The following is a 20,829-nucleotide window of genomic DNA, read 5'->3' as shown; positions in this document are numbered from 1 at the left end:
CCCATATGTTAAGCGTAATTGTCAAATTGTTTCTAACGATGCTTATTGCAGCAATAATAACTCCTTTTGTGCGTAAGTTGGCGTTTGTTTTAGGCGCTGTCGATAAGCCTAACGCACGTCGAGTAAATAAAAAACCAATGCCTACTTTAGGCGGTTTAGCAATTTTTTTAGCTTTTAATTTTTCGACATTTGTTTTGTTAAGGGCGCAGTTCCCAACACATGAATTATTTAGTGTCTTTTTAGCCGAGTGTATTATTTTGTTGACAGGCTTAATTGACGATATTCGTGAATTAAAACCTATGCAAAAAATGTTGGGTATCTTAATTGCCGCTTTGGTTGTTTACTTTCTAGCTGGTATTAAAACGACTTATATTGTGATTCCTTTTTTAGGGTCATTTCAATTAGGTTGGCTAAGTTTACCAGTAACGATTTTTTGGATTTTAGCGATAACTAATGCGGTTAATTTAATTGACGGTTTGGATGGGCTGGCTACCGGTGTTTCAATCATTGCCTTGTTCACAATGGGAGTGATTGGGTATTTCTTTTTAACGACTGGTGACACATATATTTCGATTTGGATTTTTGCAATGGTTGCTTCTCTAATTGGCTTTTTACCACACAATTTTCATCCAGCGAATATTTTTTTAGGTGATACGGGAGCTCTGTTTATAGGGTTTATGATTTCAGTTTTTTCGTTGAAGGGACTTAAAAATGTAACTTTTATTTCTCTAATCATTCCCATTGTCATTTTGGGAGTGCCAATTACTGATACTGTTTATGCGATGTTAAGGCGTTTTTTAAATAATAAACCAATTTCACAGGCAGATCGTCATCATTTACATCATCGATTAATGCAGTTGGGATTAGGTCATCGACAGGCAGTATTGGTTATTTATGGGTTATCATTAGTTTTTTCCTTTATTGCGTTGTTGTACCCATTGTCCTCATTTTGGGGCAGTGTGTTGCTAACTGTAGCCGTTTTGATCGGTTTAGAACTATTTGTGGAATCCATTGGTTTGGTAGGAGAAAATCGCCAACCACTTCTACATGCTATTCGTAATATTGTCAAACGTTTGGAAAAAGATGATCCTAAAAAGGGTGATTGAGAAAAAATTCTCAATCATCTTTTTTGTTGTATGGAATATTTCGAAAAGTATTCTTACCAAGTTTGATAGGGATCTTGGCGTTTAATTGATTAGTCAGTCCTTGTGTCAATATCGTGGTGGCATCTTTGTCAACGAACAATTCAATTGTGACGTTGTCGGTATACGTGGTATTCGCAAGCGTGATGTTTTGGTGATTCAGCCAGTATTGCAATTGGTCAAATTGTTTATAAGTTAAAGTTAAAATTAATTGTTGTTGATAAATTTTTTGAACACGACCAGCTTTTTGGATAGCTTCGGAGACGCTTTGACGATAGGCGCGAATAAGACCGCCACTCCCTAATTTGATACCTCCAAAATAACGAGTTACGACGGCCATGGTATCCACGACTTCCATAGATTGCAAAGTTTCTAAAATGGGAATGCCCGCAGTGCCACTAGGTTCGCCATCATCACTAGCATGTTGCTGGTTACTAGCTAATAAATAAGCACTACAATTATGATTGGCCTTGTGATGTTGTTTCTTGATCATGTCTAGGAAAGTTTGTGCTTCTTGCACATTAGTCAAATGGGTGACGGTAGTAATAAATTTTGATTTTTTGATAATAATTTCATTTGTTGTCGTTTTATTGATCGTAATATAGCGCAAAAAAATTCACCTGCTTCACGTAATTAAATTGAGGGTAAGACGATGTTAGATACAGATCAATTGTCAGGTCGCTTGATGGTGACAACTGCAGATGATCCTTCTCCAGCAAAAAGACCAGCTCTCATTGAGCTTAAGGGGGATCGGTTTCTTTGTCAACGTTGTCGGATGATTAACAAACGTAGTGCTTATAGTATTACAAAAGGTTTGTTTTATTGTCCGGACTGCATTGCATTAGGACGGTTAACAAATCAAGATTATTTGTTGGCCTTTGCTGAACAAAATCATTTTCCAAAATTAGTGGCGCCCTTGTCTTGGCAAGGGAAGTTAACTGCCGCTCAAGCTAAAATTGCTCAAAAGTTATGTCAATTAGAAAATAAGCAAGAAGATCATTTAGTTTGGGCGGTTACAGGGAGCGGTAAAACGGAAATGTTATTTCCAGTTTTGCAGCAAGCCATTTTAAAACAAGAACGAATTGCTTGGGTAGCACCACGGATTGATGTTTGTAATGAGATTTATCCACGCTTGCAACAAGCTTTTCAAGCGGTCAGTTTGCAATTAATGCACGGACAGAATCCACATCCTTATCAATACTCGCAATTATTGGTCTGTACGATTCATCAATTATTAAAATTTTATCGTGCCTTTGATCTGATAATTTTGGATGAATGTGATTCATATCCATATGTAAATAACGTAATGTTGCATCATGCTTTGGAACAAGCATTGAAGATGGATCATTGCTTATTGTCGTTAACAGCTACACCGAGTCGTGAATATCAAAAGTTAATGAAACAACAATTAAGTTATAGTGTTTTAAATCGTCGATTTCACGGCCAAGATCTTCCAGTTCCTAAGTATTGTTTGATTACGAATGTTCGCTTTAATAAATTAAATCAACGGTTACAGCGAATCATTAAACAACTTATTACTCAACATCAACGTTTTTTGTTATTTGTGGATAGTATCAAACAAGCTGAACAGATTTCTAACTTATTAAAAATTTGGCTGCCTAATTTCCAACAGACATTTGTACACGCCAAAGATCCTAAACGTCAAGAAAAAGTGCAGGCATTTCGCAAACAAAAATGGTCTGCTTTAGTGACAACAACTGTTTTGGAACGTGGTGTGACATTTTTTGATGTTGATGTTTTAGTTTGGCAAGCTGATTCTAAGCGTTTTACAATGCAATCATTAATTCAAATTGCTGGACGGGCAGGGCGGAGCATTGAGCATAGTGATAATCAAGTTTGGTTTTTTGGTGAGACTTATAACCAAAATATTGTCGCAGCTATTCAACAGATTAAGCGTTTAAATCATGGTTGAAAGGTGTTTACTTTGTCAAAGTGCAATTATTTTCGAATTGAAGCCTAGTCAAATTCTAGGTCTGCAAGCAATTGATCCTTTACCAATATGTCAACAATGCTTACAAGAATTTAGTTTTATAACCCCGCCATATTGTCCAAAATGTTTTAAGCCAAATACGCAAGATATTTGCCATGATTGTCAATTGTGGCAACAACAAGGTTATCAAGACTTAACCCATCAAGCGTTGTTTCGATATAATGAAGCGATGCATGATTATTTTAAACGTTACAAACGCTATGGAGATTATCAGTTGCGCAACTGCTTTCAGAAATTACTTGCGCATAAATTGCATACTGTCAAAGGTCCGGTGATCTATATTCCTAGTGCTAAAGATCATTTGCAACAAAGACAGTTTGATCCAGTTGTTGGCTTGTTCAAAGATTTAGTGACCTTAACCCCAGCATTGGTCAAATTACCGACACCACAAGCCCAGGCACAAAAAAACCGTCAAGAACGATTACAGACGCCTCAATTTCTAAGATTTAATCAGCGCTTTAACTCTATTTTACAGGCACCGCAAATTTTGATTGTTGATGATATTTATACAACTGGACGGACGATTTTACATGCATATGATTGCTTACGGCAAGTTGGTTTTCAGGGAAAGATTAGCTCATTTTCATTAGCTAGATAATTGGCTTTTTAGTAGCGAACTTACTATAATGAAATTGGGCTTAAAAAGTCCAAATGATGACGGAAAGAGGCGTTCTTCATGTTAACAATTAATGTCCGTGGAGAAAATATTGAAGTAACTGATGCAATCCGTAATTACGTTGAAAAACGTTTAAGTAATTTAAACAAGTATTTTAAAGATGTGGATCGACCAATTGCACATGTGAATTTAAAAGTTTATAGTGATAAGACCTCCAAAGTTGAAGTAACTATTCCGTTGCCGTATTTGATTTTACGTGCGGAAAAGACTGATTCCGATATGTATAAGGGAATTGATGCTGTTTTTGAAAAATTAGAGCGGCAAATTCGGAAGTATAAAACTAGAATTAATCGTAAATCGCGTGAAAAGGGAATTAAAGATTTTGATTTGACAGGACCGGACGTTCTGACAGAAAATGAAGATAGTTCCAAAGAACTACCTATTGTACGAACAAAGCGGGTTTCCTTAAAACCAATGGATGCTCAAGAAGCTGTTTTACAGATGGATATGTTGGGTCATAATTTCTTTGTATTTGAAGATGCCCAAACCAATGGTACAAGTATTGTTTATAAGCGTAAAGATGGTCGGTACGGTTTGATTGAAACAGATGAGTAATTGACAAAAACTCTATAATAGCTGGTTTGCTGGATTGGATTTTGATTTTACCTGATCAAGGAACTGCCGTTGTAGAGTTTTTAAGTCCACATTTTTACTGGTTTGATGTTTGGGGATAAAATTCGATTGTAGTTTAATTATGGCAATTAAAATGATAAGATAATAAAGATGTACCAGATTTTTGAAAGTACAGGAGAGATTTAAATAAATGGCGAATCCAATAAAAAAATGGGTGGAAAGCGATAAGCGCGAAGTTAACCGCATGGGTCGAATTGCGGATAAAGTTGAAGTTTACGCTGACGAATACGCACAACTTTCTGATTCTGCATTGCAAGCTAAAACCCCAGCATTTAAAGAACGATTACAACACGGTGAAACGTTAGATGATTTATTACCTGAAGCTTTTGCGACAGCCCGTGAAGCGGCCAAGCGCGTTTTGGGTCTGTATCCATTTCGGGTACAATTAATTGGTGGTATTACTTTGCATGAAGGTAATATTGCTGAAATGAAAACTGGTGAAGGTAAGACTTTAACGGCAACTTTACCGGTTTATTTGAATGCGTTAAGTGGCAAGGGTGTTCACGTGGTCACCGTGAACGAGTACTTGTCACAACGTGACGCTGAAGAAATGGGTCAGTTGTATAATTGGCTTGGTTTAAGCGTTGGCTTGAATTTGAATTCGAAGGATTCAGAGGAAAAACGAGCAGCTTATAATTGCGATATCACCTATTCCACTAACAGTGAATTAGGTTTTGATTATTTGCGTGACAATATGGTCGTTTATAAAGATCAGATGGTGCAGCGACCGTTAAATTATGCGATTGTTGATGAAGTGGATTCAATTTTGATTGATGAAGCGCGGACACCATTAATTATTTCGGGACAAGCTGAGCAATCAACTGCTTTATATCTACGTGCTGATCGTTTTGTCAAATCTTTGAATGAAGTTGATTATAAAATTGATTGGCCCACTAAGACGATTGGTTTAACCGAAAGTGGTATTAAAAAAGGTGAAAAAACTTTTGCGTTAAAGAATTTGTACGATATTGATAATACTTTATTAAATCACCATATTGATCAAGCTTTACGGGCTAATTACATTATGGAATTAGATAAAGATTATGTGGTTAACGATAAAAAAATCATGATCGTTGATTCCTTTACGGGGCGGGTCATGGAAGGTCGACGCTTTTCCGATGGTTTGCATCAAGCGATTGAAGCTAAAGAAGGTGTGCCCATTCAGGATGAAACCAAAACGATGGCGAACATCACCTATCAAAACTTCTTTAGAATGTATGACAAGTTATCAGGAATGACCGGAACGGCCAAAACGGAAGAAGAAGAATTCCGAGAAATTTATAATATGGAAGTTATTACGATTCCGACGAATAAGCCTATTGCGAGAATTGATTATCCTGATGTTTTGTATCCTACTTTGAATAGTAAGTTTAAAGCAGTCATTGCTGACATTAAGGAACGCCATGCCAAGGGGCAACCGATTTTAGTCGGAACAGTTGCTGTGGAAACTTCTGAATATTTATCACAGCAGTTAAACAAGGCACATATCCCACATTCGGTCTTAAATGCCAAGAATCATGCCAAAGAAGCTGAGATTATTTCGCGTGCCGGTCAAAGGGGTGCCGTAACGATTGCTACGAACATGGCTGGTCGGGGAACTGATATCAAATTAGGACCTGGAGTGCGTGAAATTGGTGGTCTCTGTGTGATTGGTACTGAAAGACACGAATCACGGCGGATTGATAATCAGTTACGAGGACGTTCGGGACGTCAAGGTGATCCGGGCGCAACTATTTTTTATATGTCTTTAGAGGACGATTTGATGAAACGTTTTGGTTCTGAGAAAATCAAAAAAGTTTTATCAGCGTTTAAAGTTGATGATGATGATGCGGTCATTCAAAGTCATATGATTACGCGCCAAGTGGAGTCAGCTCAAAAACGAGTTGAAGGTAATAATTACGATACTCGTAAGAACACTTTACAGTATGACGATGTTATGCGGGAACAACGTGAAGTTATTTACAAGCAGCGCATGCAAGTTATTACCGAAGAAAAAAGTTTAAAAGACGTTTTGATGCCAATGATGCAACGAACTATTAAAAGCGCAATTGATGCGCGGACTAACGGTGAAGAAAAAGATTGGGACTTAGATGGTATTTATGATTTTGCTATTACCGTTTTAACCAGTCCTCAGCAGTTAAAACGTTCAGATTTGGATCATAAAATAGCGGATGAATTGTATCAATTATTTGATCAATTAGTTCAAGAAAATTATGATCAAAAACAACATCAGCTTCAAGATGAACAACAAATGTTAGAATTTCAAAAAGTAGTAATTTTGCGCGTGGTCGATGAACATTGGACCAATCATATTGATGCGATGGATCAATTGCGTCAATCAATTGGTTTACGTGGGTATGGACAGATGAATCCTTTGGTGGAATATCAAGAAGAGGGTTTTCGAATGTTTGAAAGTATGGTTGCTCAAATTGAATACGATGTGACGCAACTATTCATGAAAGCGGAAATTCGTGAGAATGCTCAAAGATAAAAAAAGCAGGCTTAATTAGCCTGCTTTTTTCAAAAAGTGAGGTCGTAACTTAATGGAATTAGCAGAATTAAAAGATAACATTCAATGGGCAACGAACAAAATCGAACAATTTAGGGGGTCTCTTTGACTTAGATGATTTGCAAGAAGCGATTGCGCAAAATGATCATCGTATGAGTCAAAATGATTTTTGGCAAAAGCAAGATCAAGCACAACAAGTAATTGAAGAACAAAAACGTTTAAAGGCTAAATACGAGACCTTTATGCGGTTGCAAACAGATGTTGAGGCGTTAACCGTTACACTTGAGTTATTAGAAGAAGAACCACAAGATCAGGAATTGAAGCAGTCTGCTGAACATGACTGGCAAAGTTTACAGCAGAATTTGCAGCAATATGAAATTACGATGTTGTTGAATCAACCATATGATGCGAATAACGCGATTTTAGAAATTCATCCCGGAGCTGGCGGTACGGAATCTCAAGATTGGGGTTCGATGTTATTACGAATGTATGAACGGTGGGCAAAACAACATCAATTTACGGTCGAATTAGCCGATTATCAAGCTGGGGATGAAGCAGGCTTAAAGAGTGTTTCTTTATTAATTAAGGGGCAGAATGCGTACGGATTGTTGCGCTCAGAACATGGGGTCCATCGTTTAGTACGTATTTCGCCGTTTGATTCAGCAGGTCGCAGACATACATCATTTGCTTCTGTAGAAGTTATGCCCGAATTAGATCAAACGATTAATATTGATATTAATCCTGATGATTTGCGGGTTGATGTATTTCGTTCCAGTGGTGCCGGTGGACAACACATCAATAAGACTTCGTCGGCGGTTCGCATTACCCATTTGCCAACGGGGATTGTCACTAGTTCTCAGGCGCAACGTTCGCAGATTCAAAATCGAGCGACAGCAATGAATATGTTGCGAGCTAAACTTTATCAAAAAGAGCAGGAAGAACAAGCTCAAAAAGCGGCCGCTTTGAAAGGTGAACAATTGGAGATTGGTTGGGGTTCACAAATTCGGTCCTATGTTTTTCATCCATATACAATGGTGAAAGATCATCGAAGCAACTTTGAAACTGGTAACGGTCAGGCGGTGATGGATGGTGGTTTGGATCCATTTATTAATGCTTATTTACAGTGGCGTTTTCAACAGGAACGTACGGCATAAGAAAGAAAATTATGAAAAAAATTCTAGTTGTGGATGATGAACCTGCATTAGTGGAATTATTAAAATATAATCTAGAGCAAAATCATTATTTCGTGGTGACGGCTTTTGATGGTCAACAAGCGCTGAATCAAATCGCGCAACAAGAATTTGACTTGATTTTGCTGGACTTAATGTTACCTAAAATAAATGGTCTACAGTTAATGCAGCAGCTGCGTACGCGACAAAATTTGGTGCCGATTATTATATTGACAGCCAAGGATCAAGCAGACCAAAAAGTACAAGGCTTGAATCTGGGTGCTGATGATTATGTAACCAAACCTTTTGAAGTTAAGGAGTTATTGGCACGAATTAATGCTGTGTTACGACGCCAAAAAGCTGTTCAACCAACAACTTCTTTGGTATTAGATCGTGATAATTTTGAAGTTTTGGTGCGAGGTCAGTTAGTATCACTGACGAAAACTGAGTACAAGCTGTTTGATTTTCTTTATGTCAATGCGAATCGAACTTTGACACGCGAACAATTAATGGAACATTTGTGGCAACAAAAGCCAGAACGCATGCCGGATTCGCGAGCAATTGATATTCAGATCAGTCATTTGCGTGATAAGATTGAGCAGGATCCAAAACGTCCGCAATATCTACAAACAATTCGGGGATTTGGTTATCGTTTAACGCTTAAGGGAGATTAGGATGAAACGGCATCGACAAACCATTCTTTTCACAGCAATTATAGGAATTTTTATTTATAGTTTTTGTTTAATTATTATGGTGCAATTTAATAAGCAAAGTCAGATTAATCATTTGGCTGCTTTGCGTGAAGATTATGGAGTTTTGAAACGTGATTCGGGGAAACAATATTTTTCATCTTGGTCCCAGGATCATCAGTTATATATTGCGACAGACAGTGCAAAACCGAAAACTCATTTGCAAAAGCAAGCACATGATTTGGTTAATCAGGATTTGTTAAATAATGATAATCCGTATCAAATTAGGAATTATCATAATTCTCAATATATTTTTTATTTATTAGATTCAACTAGTGCGGTGCATCCCAAGATTATTGTCAAAAAATATCACTCAATTTGGGCAGAGTCTAATTTAATTTTCTTATTTACGGTTATTTACACTTTCTTGTGGCTCATTTTGCTGATTAGTCAATATCTAACTTATCGGCAGCAACGTTTATATATTCGAGCAGTTATTCAGAAGTTGAAGCAAATTCAAGCTAATAAATATACCGATTCTTTAGTGGTTTTGGACCATACGCCTTATACTGAATTGATTCAAACGGTAAATACCTTGGATCAGCACAATAATGATTTGTTAGAGAATAATGTTCTGCTCAAACGCCGTTTTCAAGGTTTGATGCGACATCTGCCTGTGGGCGTCATGTTGTTAGATCATCAGGGCAATGTTATTTTGCATAATCAAGCAATGGCAGTGATTTTAGGTAAAAATATTGCTGATGATCCGCATCCGTTTATTGAAGATATTCAAACTTATTCTTTGAGCCGCATGGTGGAACATACTTTAAGCAAGAATCGGAATCATCATCGAGAAATTCAATTATTAGGTGATTCTAAGCGCATGGTTGATGCAAATGTGATTCGCATCGCCCATACCAAAGATGATGTTGAACAACAAGTTATTGTGATTTTGTATGATTTGACAGATGTTCATCAAATTGAGCAACAGCAACAAGATTTTGTGGGCAATGTTAGTCATGAACTGAAAACTCCCGTGACAGCTATTTTGGGTTTTGCAGAAACCTTGCTCAATGGTGCTAAAGATGATCCTAAGCAAGCTGTAAAATTTATTCGGATTATTCAACAAGAAGCAAAACGCTTGTTGTCATTAATTCAGGATTCTTTAGCATTAACTCAATTAGAGCATCCCAGAGATTTATTGCCAGAACAAATTAATTTAGAAGATTTAATTACCAAAATTTTGATCCAACAACAGGCACTCATTGATCAAAAGCAGTTGCAAATTCAAACACAGTTCCAAGGCAATCCCCAAGTGCGCATTTCATTAACTGAATTGACACAGATTTTGCAAAATTTAATTGACAATGCGGTGAAATATAATGTTCCGCAGGGCCAAGTGCACGTTATTTTAAATCATCAGGAGATTGAGAATGATTTGGAGATAAAAGTTGAAGATACGGGTATCGGTATAAGTGACGATGATCAATCTCGTGTTTTTGAGCGATTTTATCAAGCGGATAAAGCGCGAAGCAAGGAAAATGGTGGTACTGGTTTGGGTCTATCAATTGTGCAAAAATCGGTAGAATCTTTAAACGGGACAATTAAATTAACTAGTACTTTGGGGCAGGGGACAACTGTTTTTGTCCATTTGCCATTATAGGAAGGAGCTAAGATTGTTTGATAAAGAACAATCTTAGCTTTTTTTGGTACAAGCGTGCTGAAATTAATTAGGAAAGTTTAATTTACAAAAAATTTACACAATTAACAACGAATTTTTACACGCATTTGTTACAGTAAACTGCGGAGGACGACACACATGAAAAAGCTAATGCAATATTTGGGTGTCTTGGGGGTGGGACTACTGATATTAAGTGGTTGTGCTAAAAGTCCAGGATCTAAAGAGCAAACCATCACGGCGGTTGGTTCTTCAGCTTTGCAACCTTTAGTTGAGGCGGCCGGTGAAAACTATAATCAGATTCACCCGAATGCATTTGTCACGGTGCAAGGTGGTGGCAGTGGCACTGGCTTGTCGCAAATTCAACAGGGAGCTGTGGCGATTGGTAATTCTGATGTGTTTGCAGAGCAAAAAAAGGGCATTAAAGCCCAGAATTTAATTGATCATAAAGTTTGTGTTGTGGCCGTGGTTCCCGTGGTGAATAAACAAGTTGCTATTAAAAATTTGTCTTTAAGTCAATTGCAGGCTATTTTTGCTGGTGAAATTACGAATTGGCGTGAAGTTGGTGGTCCCAATTTGCAGATTTCATTAGTTAACCGTGCCCAAGGGAGTGGAACCAGAACCGTATTTGAGCAACAAGTCATGCAGGGACGAACAAGTAAAAGGGCACCCGAACAAGATTCCAGTGGGATGGTGCGGCAGATTGTCAAGAAAACGCCTGGGGCAATCAGTTATGTTGCTTTGCCGTATTTGAGTAGTGATCTTAAGCCCTTGACCGTTGATCATGTGGCGGTTACCGCTAAGAATGTACAAAATAATCGCTGGAAAATTTGGTCTTATGAGCATATGTATACAACCAAGAATCTTAATCAATTAACAAAAGATTTTATCCGATATTTATTGAGTGATAAATTTCAGCAAAATGAGGTGCGCAAAATGCGTTATATTCCTATTAAGGCGATGCGATATCAACAAAATGCACAGGGGCAAACCACGAAGTTATAAGGAGAAGGTTAATGGATTCAATTGCCAAAAAGCTCCAACAGCGTTCATTATCAGCCAGAATTGAACGGCGGGGGAAACTGGTAACACAATGTTTGACTTTACTGATTGTACTATTAGTTTTAGTGATTTTTGCTTTTATTGCTACCAAAGGCGTTGCCGTTTTTACCAAAGATCGTGGTAATTTGTGGACATTTTTCACTGGTAGTACGTGGAGTCCTGACAAATTAGATATTCATCGCCGACCGTTAATTGGCGCTTTACCAATGATTGTTGGTTCTTTTTCGGTAACTTTATTAGCAGTTTTATTGGCAACCCCCTTCGCTTTGGCAGCAGCCATTTTTATGACCGAGATTGCCCCCAAGAAAGGACAACAGATTTTACAACCCGTAATTGAGTTATTAGTCGGGATTCCTTCGGTAGTTTACGGTTTTATCGGCTTGGGCGTGGTGGTCCCCTTTGTCCAAAAATTAGTTGGTGGAAGTGGCTTTGGAATCTTCGCGGGTGCTTTAGTTTTATTTGTTATGATTTTGCCAACGATTACTTCGATGACGGTGGATGCGTTAAAGGCAGTACCAAGATATTATCGTGAAGCGTCATTAGCGTTAGGAGCGACCCAATGGCAAACAATTTATAAAGTAGTCTTACGTGCTGGAACACCAGGAATTATGACTGCCATTATTTTCGGAATGTCGCGGGCATTTGGTGAGGCTTTGGCGGTGCAGATGGTTATCGGCAATGCAATCTTGATGCCCAGCAGTTTGGCTTCGCCTTCAACGACTTTAACGAGCGTTTTGACAATGAATATGGGCAATACAATTATGAAAACGACGGCTAATAACGCTTTGTGGTCGCTTGCCTTGCTGTTATTAATTATGGCGTTATTCTTCAATATTGTTGTTAAGTACATTGCTAGGAAAGGAGAATTGTAATGAATCCCAAACGAGTTGATAAAATTGCCACAATTGTGATTTATATCATGTCGGGAACTATTATTATCATTTTACTAGCTTTGTTGCTATATATTTTGTTGGCGGGTATTAAAGTTGTGAATTGGCATTTTTTGACCAGCGCTTCGAAAAGTTTTCAAGCTGGAGGCGGAATTGGTGTGCAACTTTTTAATTCCTTGTATTTATTAGTTTTGTCAATGCTTTTTTCGTTTCCCTTTGCCCTAGGAATTGCAATTTATTTAACTGAATATGCTCAAAATCCGAAATTAACTAATTGGATTAGTTCGGCGATTGAAGTGCTGAGTTCTTTGCCTTCAATTGTTGTAGGATTATTCGGTTTTTTAGTTTTTGTGATTAATTTTCATTTGCAATTTTCAATTTTATCGGGTGCTTTGACTTTGATGATTTTTAATTTACCGTTGTTAGTTCGGAGCATGGAAGATGCGTTGCAATCAGTTTCAGTTAGTCAACGGGAAGCCGGCTTGGCGTTAGGGCTATCGCGTTGGGAAACAGTGATTCATGTGATTATTCCAGAGTGCTTACCCTCCATAGTGACTGGCGTTATCTTAGCTGCTGGACGTGTTTTTGGTGAGGCGGCGGCTTTGATTTATACTGCTGGGCAGAGTGCGCCCCCGCTGAATTTTACGAACTGGAACATTCTAAGTTTAACCTCACCTTTGAATCCAATGCGTCCCGCCGAAACTTTGGCAGTGCATATCTGGAAAGTTAATTCGGAAGGTCTTATTCCGGATGCAGCGGCGGTATCAGCGGGAGCTTCATTGGTTTTGGTTGTTGTAGTGTTGCTGTTTAACTTGCTGGCGCGGTTTGTTGGTAAAAAATTATATCAGCACTTAACAGGAGAATAGGATGACAAAAAGGCCAGAGACTTATACCAGAACATTGCCGGCTAAAACGGAGTTTGCGTTGACAACCCACGATTTAAGCGTATTTTATGGAGATAAAGAAGCGGTACATGGTGTTGATTTGCAATTTGAGCGTTATAAAATTATTTCGTTAATTGGGGCGTCAGGTTCTGGCAAGTCCACTTATTTACGTTCGTTAAATCGGATGAATGATACGATTGCATCGTCCAAAGTGACAGGTCAAATTATGTATCGAGGTGTGGATATCAATACGTCTGCAGTTGATGTGTATACGGTCAGAGAACATATCGGGATGGTGTTTCAGCGACCGAATCCATTTTCAAAATCTATTCGAGATAATATTACTTTTGCTTTGCAACGGCGTGGTTTTAAGGATCGACAGCAGCTAGATGAAATTGTGGAAACGACTTTAAAACAGGCTTCGTTGTGGAATCAGGTTAAAGACGATTTGAATAAAAGTGCGCTAGCATTGTCAGGTGGACAACAGCAACGCTTATGTATTGCACGCGCGTTAGCTTTGCAGCCGGATATTTTATTAATGGACGAACCGGCTAGTGCTTTGGATCCGATTTCGACGGCAAATATTGAAAATACAATGCAGGAATTAAAACAGCAGTATACAATTATTATTGTGACACATAATATGCAACAAGCTGCTCGAATTAGCGATTATACGGCATTTTTTAATATGGGGTCAATGATTGAATTTGATGAAACTCGTCGCATTTTCACGCGCCCTAAATGTCAATTAACAGAAAATTATGTTTCAGGACATTTTGGTTGAAGGAGTCGAACATGGAAGCAGTAATTACCGCCCAAGATGTGCATTTATTTTATGGTACAAAAGAGGCTTTAAAGGGTATTACTATGCAAATTAAGCAACACGAGATTACGGCAATGATTGGTCCTTCAGGTTGTGGAAAATCTACATTTTTACGATGCCTGAATCGCATGAATGATTTGATTTCCACAGTCAAAATTACAGGTCAAATTAAGCTTGAAGGTCAGGATATTTATGCGCCAAACACTGATACGGTCCAATTGCGCAAACGTGTCGGAATGGTCTTTCAACAACCAAATCCGTTTCCTTTTTCGATTTATGATAATGTAGTTTATGGCTTGCGTTTGGCAGGTGTTCGTGATCGTCAACGTTTGGACGAAGCCGTGGAAACGAGCTTGAAAGCTGCGGCAATTTGGGATGATGTCAAAGATAAATTGAATCAAAGTGCGCTAGCATTATCAGGTGGACAGCAACAACGGGTTTGTATTGCACGTGTCTTGGCAGTGCAACCTGAAGTTGTTTTGTTAGATGAGCCTACCAGTGCCTTGGATCCGATTTCTGCAACGCAGGTAGAAAAAATGCTGCTAGAATTGCGTAAAAATTACACAATGGTGATTGTCACGCATAGTATGCATCAGGCATCAAGGATTTCTGATCAAACAGCCTTTTTTTATCAGGGCGAATTGATTGAAATGGATCAAACTAAGAATATTTTTTTAAATCCCACTCAACAAAAAACCGAAGACTATATTAGTGGTCGTTTCGGATAGAAAGAGGATAATATGCGCAGTGATTTAGAAACGGAATTAAATAGTTTACATGTGCGATTTGCGGAAATGGCGATGATGGTGCGTGAATCCATTCAAAAAGCTATGACTGCTTTTGACAAAAATGATTTGATTTTAGCACAACAGGTAATTGATGAGGATCAAAAGATTAATAATCGCGAAGTTGATTTAGAACAACGTTCGTTTGAATTGATTGCGTTGCAGCAACCCGTGACGTCAGATTTGCGGCGGATTGTGACAATTTTGAAAGCTAGTTCAGATTTTGAACGCATGGGGGATCACGCAGTGCGGATTGCTCGTACGACCATTAGTTTGCAAAATAAGGCACCGATTGTGCCAGCCAAGCAGTTATTGGCGCAAATGGCCCAAGCGTTAGACTTGATGTTCAGCGATGCTTTGGACGCCTATTTAAAAGAAAACGATCAAAAGGCGATTGTCATATCTCAACAGGATCATGATGTGAATCAATTGGCGCATGATGTCGATCAAATCTGTATTACTGAGATGAAAGCTAATGGCAAAACTGTGGAAGACGGGACTGCTTATATGCTGATTTCTACTTATTTGGAGCGGATGGGCGATTATGTCACAAATTTGTGTGAATGGGTCGTCTATCTTAAGCGCGGTAAGATTTCAGAGTTGGGTTGAAGTTGTCGAGTAAAGAAATTATAAGTTTTATGGAATCCCTAAAATCTAAGTGATTTTGAGGATTTTTTTGATCATTTTTTAGCATGATGGATGTATACAAAAAACAAGAATATGATAAAGATACAGAACGGGATCCTGATGACTACGGTCGTTAATTGATCTTTTGCTACTTGTCATAATGGTGTCAATCATTATGCTATAATTAATCCAAACAAGTGTGAAAGTGAGTTTCAGTTTGAAAATTATTTATCAAACCTTGATTAATACATTGCTCTTTATGGCCATTGCGCGCTTATTACCTACAATATTTTATTTGGATGATTGGTTAACGGCGGTCATTGCGGGTTTTGTGTTAGTCTTGTTGAATATGACGATTAAGCCAATTTTAAAAATTGTTTCGTTTCCCATTACTTTTTTAACGTTTGGGTTGTTTTCTATCGTCATTAATGCCCTGACTTTGGAAATTGTCGCGGCGTTGTTGAGCGGTTTTGTGTTCTACGGCTTTGGTGCAGCGATGATTGTAGCAATTATTATGTCCATCGCCAATGCGTTCGTTGGTTATCACGTTTTAAGAAAATAAGGAGTATTGACAAAATGATCACGGTGAAAGATCTCATTGATAATACGAATTTACAAGTTTATAGTGGTGCAGAATTTTTAGTAGAACGGGAATTGACGGAAAGCGAGATTTCACGTCCTGGCCTTGAGTTAACAGGGTATTTTGATTACTATCCTGCTGAACGAGTTCAGTTATTTGGGCAGACGGAAACTTCCTATGCACGGGCGATGACTTCGAAAAATCGTTATCATATTTTGGAAGAAATGGCGACTGCCAAAACGCCTGCATTTGTCTTTTCACGGGGGATTGAGCCTTCTAGTGAAATGCAACGGGCTGTTCAGGAAAATCAGATTCCAATTTTGGTTTCTCCATTGACCACCACGCGGGTTTCTAACATTATCACACAATACTTGGAAAAAGTTTTGGCTCCCCGTAAGAGTATTCATGGTGTTTTGATTGATGTTTACGGTGTGGGAATTTTGCTGAAGGGTGATTCAGGAATTGGTAAAAGCGAAACGGCTTTAGAATTGATTAAAAATGGGCATCGTTTGGTTGCTGATGATCGGGTGGACGTTTATCAACAAAATGAACATACGATTGTTGGTGAAGCACCACAAATTTTGGAAAATTTGATGGAAGTGCGCGGAATTGGCATCATTGACGTAATGAATCTGTTTGGGGCTAGCGCAGTGCGTTCGTCGATGGAAGTAACGCTGATTATTAATCTTAATAATTGGTCGCCGGATGTGAATTATGATCGTATTGGTACTGAAAATAAAACGGAACAAATTTTTGATGTGGAAGTAGCCAGTATGACGATTCCGGTCAAGGTTGGTCGGAATATTTCTAATATTATTGAAGTGGCGGCAATGAATTACCGCGCTAAAAAGATGGGTTACGATGCTTCAGCTAGATTTGAAACCCAATTAAATAATTTAATTAAACATAATTCGGAGAGTGATTAGTAAATGATGTTAGCTTTAAACCCAATCTTTTTACAATTGGGGCCCTTTGTGATTCGCTGGTACGGTCTGTTAATTGCCATTGGGGCGTTATTGGGTCTAGCACTGGCTTTACGAGAAGCTCCGAAAAGAAATGTTAAACCTGATGATTTAATTGACTTGGTTTTATGGGGCATTCCCTTTGCGTTAATTGGTGCGCGGACATACTATGTTGTGTTTGAATGGTCGTTTTATTCCAAAAATCCGGGTGAAATTATTAAAATTTGGCACGGTGGTTTGGCAATCTATGGTGGCTTGATCGCAGCGCTCATTGTCACAATTGTTTTTACACGAATTCGTAAGTTACCCATTTGGTTAATCTTGGATATTGCAGCCCCCAGTCTCTTAGTGGGACAAATTATTGGACGTTGGGGCAATTTTATGAATCAAGAGGCATATGGTGGTGTGGTGTCTAAATCTTTTTTGACTTCGTTACATTTACCGCATTTTATTATTCAGCAGATGCTGATTAATGGTAGTTACCGTCAACCCACTTTTTTGTATGAATCACTCTGGAATTTAGTTGGTCTTATTATCATTTTGAGTGTGCGGCATATTCCGCATTTGTTCCTGCAAGGTGAAGTCTTTTTGAGTTATATCTTATGGTATTCATTTGGTCGTTACTTTATTGAAGGTTTGCGTTCAGATAGCTTGTATTTCTTATTTAATTTACGAGTTTCCCAGCAGTTGTCATTGGTTTTGTTTGTTGCCGCAATTTTGACGATTATTTATCGGCGTATGCGTCATAATAAACCGGATTATTTGGCAGGCAATTTAGCGGGAATTTCGCCTGAGTAAGCAGATTATTCGTATTTATTGATAGAAAATTTTAGGATGTTGATTAATTTGGATATAAGTGAGGTTAGCATGCAAGAATATGATGTAATTATTATCGGCGCTGGTCCTGGTGGTTTAACGGCAGCCTTATACGCTTCCAGAGCTAATTTGCAGGTTTTGATTTTGGATCGCGGAATTTATGGCGGTCAAATGAATAATACGGCCGAAGTAGAGAATTATCCCGGTTTTGATTCAATTTTAGGACCTGATCTTAGTGAAAAAATGTATCATTCTGCGACGCAATTTGGGGCACAGTATCAATATGGTACAGTGACGGCCATTGAAGATCATCAAACTTATAAATTGGTGAAAACTAGTGATGAAGAGTTTAAAGCAGGTACTATTGTGATTGCCACAGGCTCAGAATATAAAAAAATTGGTGTGCCGGGCGAAAATGAATATTCTGGGAAGGGTGTGTCTTATTGTGCTGTTTGTGATGGAGCCTTTTTTAAGGGTGAAGATGTTGTCGTCATTGGTGGCGGTGATTCGGCGGTTGAAGAAGGGGTCTATTTAACGCAGTTAGCGAAGTCGGTGACGATTATTCATCGGCGGGATCAGTTACGAGCTCAACCAATTTTACAAAAGCGTGCTTTTGCGAATGATAAAATTAATTTCATTTGGAATGCTGACGTTCAAGCTATCAGTGGTGAGGATAACAAAGTTACAGGCGTGCAATATCGTGATAAAGTTAGTGGCGAACAAAAGCAAATTGCTGCTTCAGGTGTCTTTATTTATGTCGGTATTCAGCCTAACACCGAAATGTTCCGAGATTTACCAATTTTGGATGACGCAGGTTGGATCATTACAGATGAACGAATGCAAACACCGGTGCCGGGAATTTTTGCCGTTGGTGATGTTCGAAAGAAAGATTTACGGCAAATTACCACAGCGGTGGGGGACGGTGGTTTGGCTGGCCAACACGCCTATGATTATTTACAAACGTTGACTGATTAAAGACTATCCTCATCAAGGTTAGTCTTTTTTTCGTGGAAACGGTATAATATGATTGATTAAAAGTTGCTAGAGTAAATAAGTGGAGGTTCATGCGATGAGTTGGCAGGACAATTATCAAGTTTGGGCAAATTATACAGCGTTAGATCCAACTTTAAAACAGCAGTTAACCCAGATTGCTTCGGACGATCAAGTTTTGGAAGATGCTTTTTATGCACCTTTGGAATTTGGTACCGCGGGAATGCGTGGTTTAATGGGACCGGGCATTAATCGGATGAATTTATATACTGTTCGCCAAGCTGCAGCAGGTTTGGCTCAATTTATGGATACATTAGCACCGAATTTGAAGAAACGTGGGGTAGTGATTAGTTTTGATTCGCGTTATCATTCAGCGAAATTTGCACAAGAGTCTGCACGTGTTTTGGGGCAGCATCAAATCCCAGTCTTTTTGTTTGATAGTTTGCGACCAACGCCTGAGTTATCATTTGCCGTCCGACATCTTCAAACTTATGCGGGTATTATGATTACGGCTAGTCACAATCCGGCCCCTTATAATGGTTTCAAAATTTATGGTCCTGATGGTGGGCAGATGCCGCCGAAGGAATCAGATTTGATTACGGATTATGTTCGGCAAGTTGCGGATTTGTTTGCAATTGAAGTGGCAGATTTGCACGCATTACGTCAACAAAAATTGCTTACGATGGTGGGTGAAGATGTTGATCGGGCTTACCTGAAAGAAATTAAATCTGTTTCATTAGATCGACAATTACTAGCAGATTTTGCAGATATGAAATTTATCTATACACCATTGCACGGGACAGGCAAAATGTTGGCTGGTCGGGTGTTTGAACAAGCCGGTTTGCACAATATGCAATTAGTCAGTGAGCAGGCAATTTTGGATCCTGAGTTTGCAACTGTTGAGTTTCCCAATCCTGAATTCCCTGAAACCTTTAATCTGGCAATTCATGATGGTAAGCAACTTCAGGCCGATGTCTTAATTGCGACGGATCCAGACGCTGATCGCTTAGGGGCTGCAGTTCGTCAACCTGATGGTAATTATCGATTAATGACGGGAAATCAAATCGCCAGTGTCTTGTTGGAATATATTTTACGAACTAAACAAAATCAGCATTGTTTGCCAGCTAATGCCGCGGTAGTCAAGTCAATTGTCTCCACCGAATTGGCAACCAAAATTGCGGAACACTATGGGGTTGAAATGATCAATGTCTTGACTGGTTTTAAATTTATCGCCGAACAAATTCAACATTTTCAAGACACTGGTGAGCATACCTTTTTATTTGGTTTTGAAGAAAGTTATGGTTACTTGATTCAACCCTTTGTCCGAGATAAAGATGCTTTACAAGCTAGTTTATTATTAGCGGAAGTGGCTGCTTTTTATAAGAGTCAGCAGATGACTTTGTATGATGGTTTGCAAGCAGTTTATCAAAAGTATGGTTATTTTAAGGAGAAGACGATTTCCAAAACATTTACGGGTGTGGATGGTTCTGCTAAAATGCAGTCTTTAATGCAGCATTTTCGAACAGATGATTGGCAGGAGATTAATGGCGTGTCCGTAGTTAGTGTGCAAGATTTTCTGTCTGGTGAGCAACAAAATAGTGATGGGACAAAAACTAAGTTGACTTTGCCACAGGCTGACGTTTTGAAATTTATTTTGGCGGACGGAACTTGGATTGCCATTCGACCTTCGGGTACAGAACCCAAAATTAAGAATTATATTGGCACGAGTGCTACCAGTGAAAAGGCTGCTTGGGACCAAGTGGACGCTTATACACAAGTGATTGATAGCTGGTATTAATAATGGCTGAACTATTGAAGAGATAGTTCGGCTCTTTTTGTATGCGGCTTTAGTGTTTGCATCTAGCTGGCAGCTGTTGTAAGATAATGCAAATTTTACGAGAAG

At 38.6% G+C, this 20,829-nt stretch carries 20 protein-coding genes; 19 read left to right on the top strand and 1 reads right to left on the bottom strand.

Annotated features, from left to right (window positions below):
* The first annotated feature begins 5 nt into the window (after positions 1–5).
* Complete coding sequence (locus MOO45_RS05725) at positions 6–1,106, top strand: glycosyltransferase family 4 protein (protein ID WP_249513969.1); 1,101 nt, start codon at positions 6–8, stop codon at positions 1,104–1,106.
* A 10-nt stretch (positions 1,107–1,116) separates the two neighbouring features.
* Here MOO45_RS05725 and MOO45_RS05720 read toward each other — a convergent pair whose 3' ends face one another.
* Complete coding sequence (locus MOO45_RS05720) at positions 1,117–1,752, bottom strand: YigZ family protein (RefSeq protein ID WP_249513968.1); 636 nt, start codon at positions 1,750–1,752, stop codon at positions 1,117–1,119.
* 42 nt (positions 1,753–1,794) lie between these two features.
* Between MOO45_RS05720 and MOO45_RS05715 the strand changes: the two genes are divergently transcribed.
* The 18 genes from MOO45_RS05715 to MOO45_RS05630 all read left to right on the top strand — a co-directional run bounded on the left by MOO45_RS05715 (position 1,795) and on the right by MOO45_RS05630 (position 20,724).
* Positions 1,795–3,075 (top strand): DEAD/DEAH box helicase family protein, encoded by a 1,281-nt coding sequence (locus MOO45_RS05715; protein ID WP_249513967.1) that lies wholly within the window; start codon positions 1,795–1,797, stop codon positions 3,073–3,075.
* Positions 3,068–3,751, top strand: a complete 684-nt coding sequence (locus MOO45_RS05710) for a ComF family protein (protein WP_249513966.1) — start codon at positions 3,068–3,070, stop codon at positions 3,749–3,751. The genes MOO45_RS05715 and MOO45_RS05710 overlap by 8 nt, the downstream gene beginning before the upstream one ends.
* 78 nt (positions 3,752–3,829) lie before the next feature.
* Positions 3,830–4,384, top strand: coding sequence for a ribosome hibernation-promoting factor, HPF/YfiA family (gene hpf / locus MOO45_RS05705; RefSeq protein ID WP_249513965.1), 555 nt, complete (start codon positions 3,830–3,832; stop codon positions 4,382–4,384).
* Positions 4,385–4,592: 208 nt separating this feature from the next.
* Positions 4,593–6,953 (top strand): preprotein translocase subunit SecA, encoded by a 2,361-nt coding sequence (gene secA, locus MOO45_RS05700; protein ID WP_249513964.1) that lies wholly within the window; start codon positions 4,593–4,595, stop codon positions 6,951–6,953.
* 52 nt (positions 6,954–7,005) lie between these two features.
* Positions 7,006–8,125, top strand: a protein-coding gene (gene prfB / locus MOO45_RS05695; RefSeq protein ID WP_396022403.1) for a peptide chain release factor 2 whose coding sequence is annotated in 2 segments (ribosomal slippage) — positions 7,006–7,077 and positions 7,079–8,125 — 1,119 coding nt in all. Because the reading frame shifts where the segments join, the coding sequence is not laid out codon by codon here.
* A gap of 11 nt (positions 8,126–8,136) precedes the next feature.
* Entirely contained in the window at positions 8,137–8,814 is a 678-nt protein-coding gene (locus MOO45_RS05690) for a response regulator transcription factor (RefSeq protein WP_249513962.1), read from the top strand.
* Position 8,815: 1 nt separating this feature from the next.
* Positions 8,816–10,492 carry a sensor histidine kinase gene (locus tag MOO45_RS05685; protein WP_249513961.1) on the top strand — a complete coding sequence of 559 codons (1,677 nt, stop codon included), beginning with the start codon at positions 8,816–8,818 and terminating at the stop codon, positions 10,490–10,492.
* Between the two features lie 156 nt (positions 10,493–10,648).
* Positions 10,649–11,512 carry a phosphate ABC transporter substrate-binding protein PstS family protein gene (locus MOO45_RS05680; protein ID WP_249513960.1) on the top strand — a complete coding sequence of 288 codons (864 nt, stop codon included), beginning with the start codon at positions 10,649–10,651 and terminating at the stop codon, positions 11,510–11,512.
* Between the two features lie 11 nt (positions 11,513–11,523).
* Positions 11,524–12,441, top strand: coding sequence for a phosphate ABC transporter permease subunit PstC (pstC, locus tag MOO45_RS05675; RefSeq protein ID WP_249513959.1), 918 nt, complete (start codon positions 11,524–11,526; stop codon positions 12,439–12,441).
* A complete protein-coding gene (gene pstA, locus MOO45_RS05670; protein ID WP_249513958.1) occupies positions 12,441–13,325 on the top strand; it encodes a phosphate ABC transporter permease PstA in 885 nt (294 codons plus the stop codon). The genes pstC and pstA overlap by 1 nt, the downstream gene beginning before the upstream one ends.
* 1 nt (position 13,326) lies before the next feature.
* Positions 13,327–14,127, top strand: coding sequence for a phosphate ABC transporter ATP-binding protein PstB (gene pstB / locus MOO45_RS05665; protein ID WP_249513957.1), 801 nt, complete (start codon positions 13,327–13,329; stop codon positions 14,125–14,127).
* A gap of 11 nt (positions 14,128–14,138) precedes the next feature.
* Positions 14,139–14,894 (top strand): phosphate ABC transporter ATP-binding protein PstB, encoded by a 756-nt coding sequence (pstB, locus tag MOO45_RS05660; RefSeq protein ID WP_249513956.1) that lies wholly within the window; start codon positions 14,139–14,141, stop codon positions 14,892–14,894.
* A 12-nt stretch (positions 14,895–14,906) separates the two neighbouring features.
* Positions 14,907–15,560, top strand: coding sequence for a phosphate signaling complex protein PhoU (gene phoU / locus MOO45_RS05655; RefSeq protein WP_249513955.1), 654 nt, complete (start codon positions 14,907–14,909; stop codon positions 15,558–15,560).
* Positions 15,561–15,795: 235 nt separating this feature from the next.
* Entirely contained in the window at positions 15,796–16,140 is a 345-nt protein-coding gene (locus MOO45_RS05650; protein WP_249513954.1) for a phage holin family protein, read from the top strand.
* Between the two features lie 5 nt (positions 16,141–16,145).
* Complete coding sequence (gene hprK, locus MOO45_RS05645) at positions 16,146–17,084, top strand: HPr(Ser) kinase/phosphatase (protein WP_249515177.1); 939 nt, start codon at positions 16,146–16,148, stop codon at positions 17,082–17,084.
* Between the two features lie 3 nt (positions 17,085–17,087).
* Entirely contained in the window at positions 17,088–17,918 is an 831-nt protein-coding gene (gene lgt, locus MOO45_RS05640) for a prolipoprotein diacylglyceryl transferase (RefSeq protein ID WP_249513953.1), read from the top strand.
* 69 nt (positions 17,919–17,987) lie between these two features.
* Positions 17,988–18,911, top strand: a complete 924-nt coding sequence (trxB, locus tag MOO45_RS05635; RefSeq protein ID WP_249513952.1) for a thioredoxin-disulfide reductase — start codon at positions 17,988–17,990, stop codon at positions 18,909–18,911.
* Positions 18,912–19,005: 94 nt separating this feature from the next.
* On the top strand, positions 19,006–20,724 hold the full coding sequence (locus MOO45_RS05630; protein ID WP_249513951.1) for a phospho-sugar mutase: 1,719 nt from the start codon (positions 19,006–19,008) through the stop codon (positions 20,722–20,724).
* Positions 20,725–20,829 lie beyond the last annotated feature (105 nt).

The sequence above is a fragment of the Bombilactobacillus folatiphilus genome, assembly GCF_023380265.1.
Lineage (GTDB): Bacteria > Bacillota > Bacilli > Lactobacillales > Lactobacillaceae > Bombilactobacillus > Bombilactobacillus folatiphilus.
This window is presented reverse-complemented; position numbering and strand designations above follow the sequence as displayed.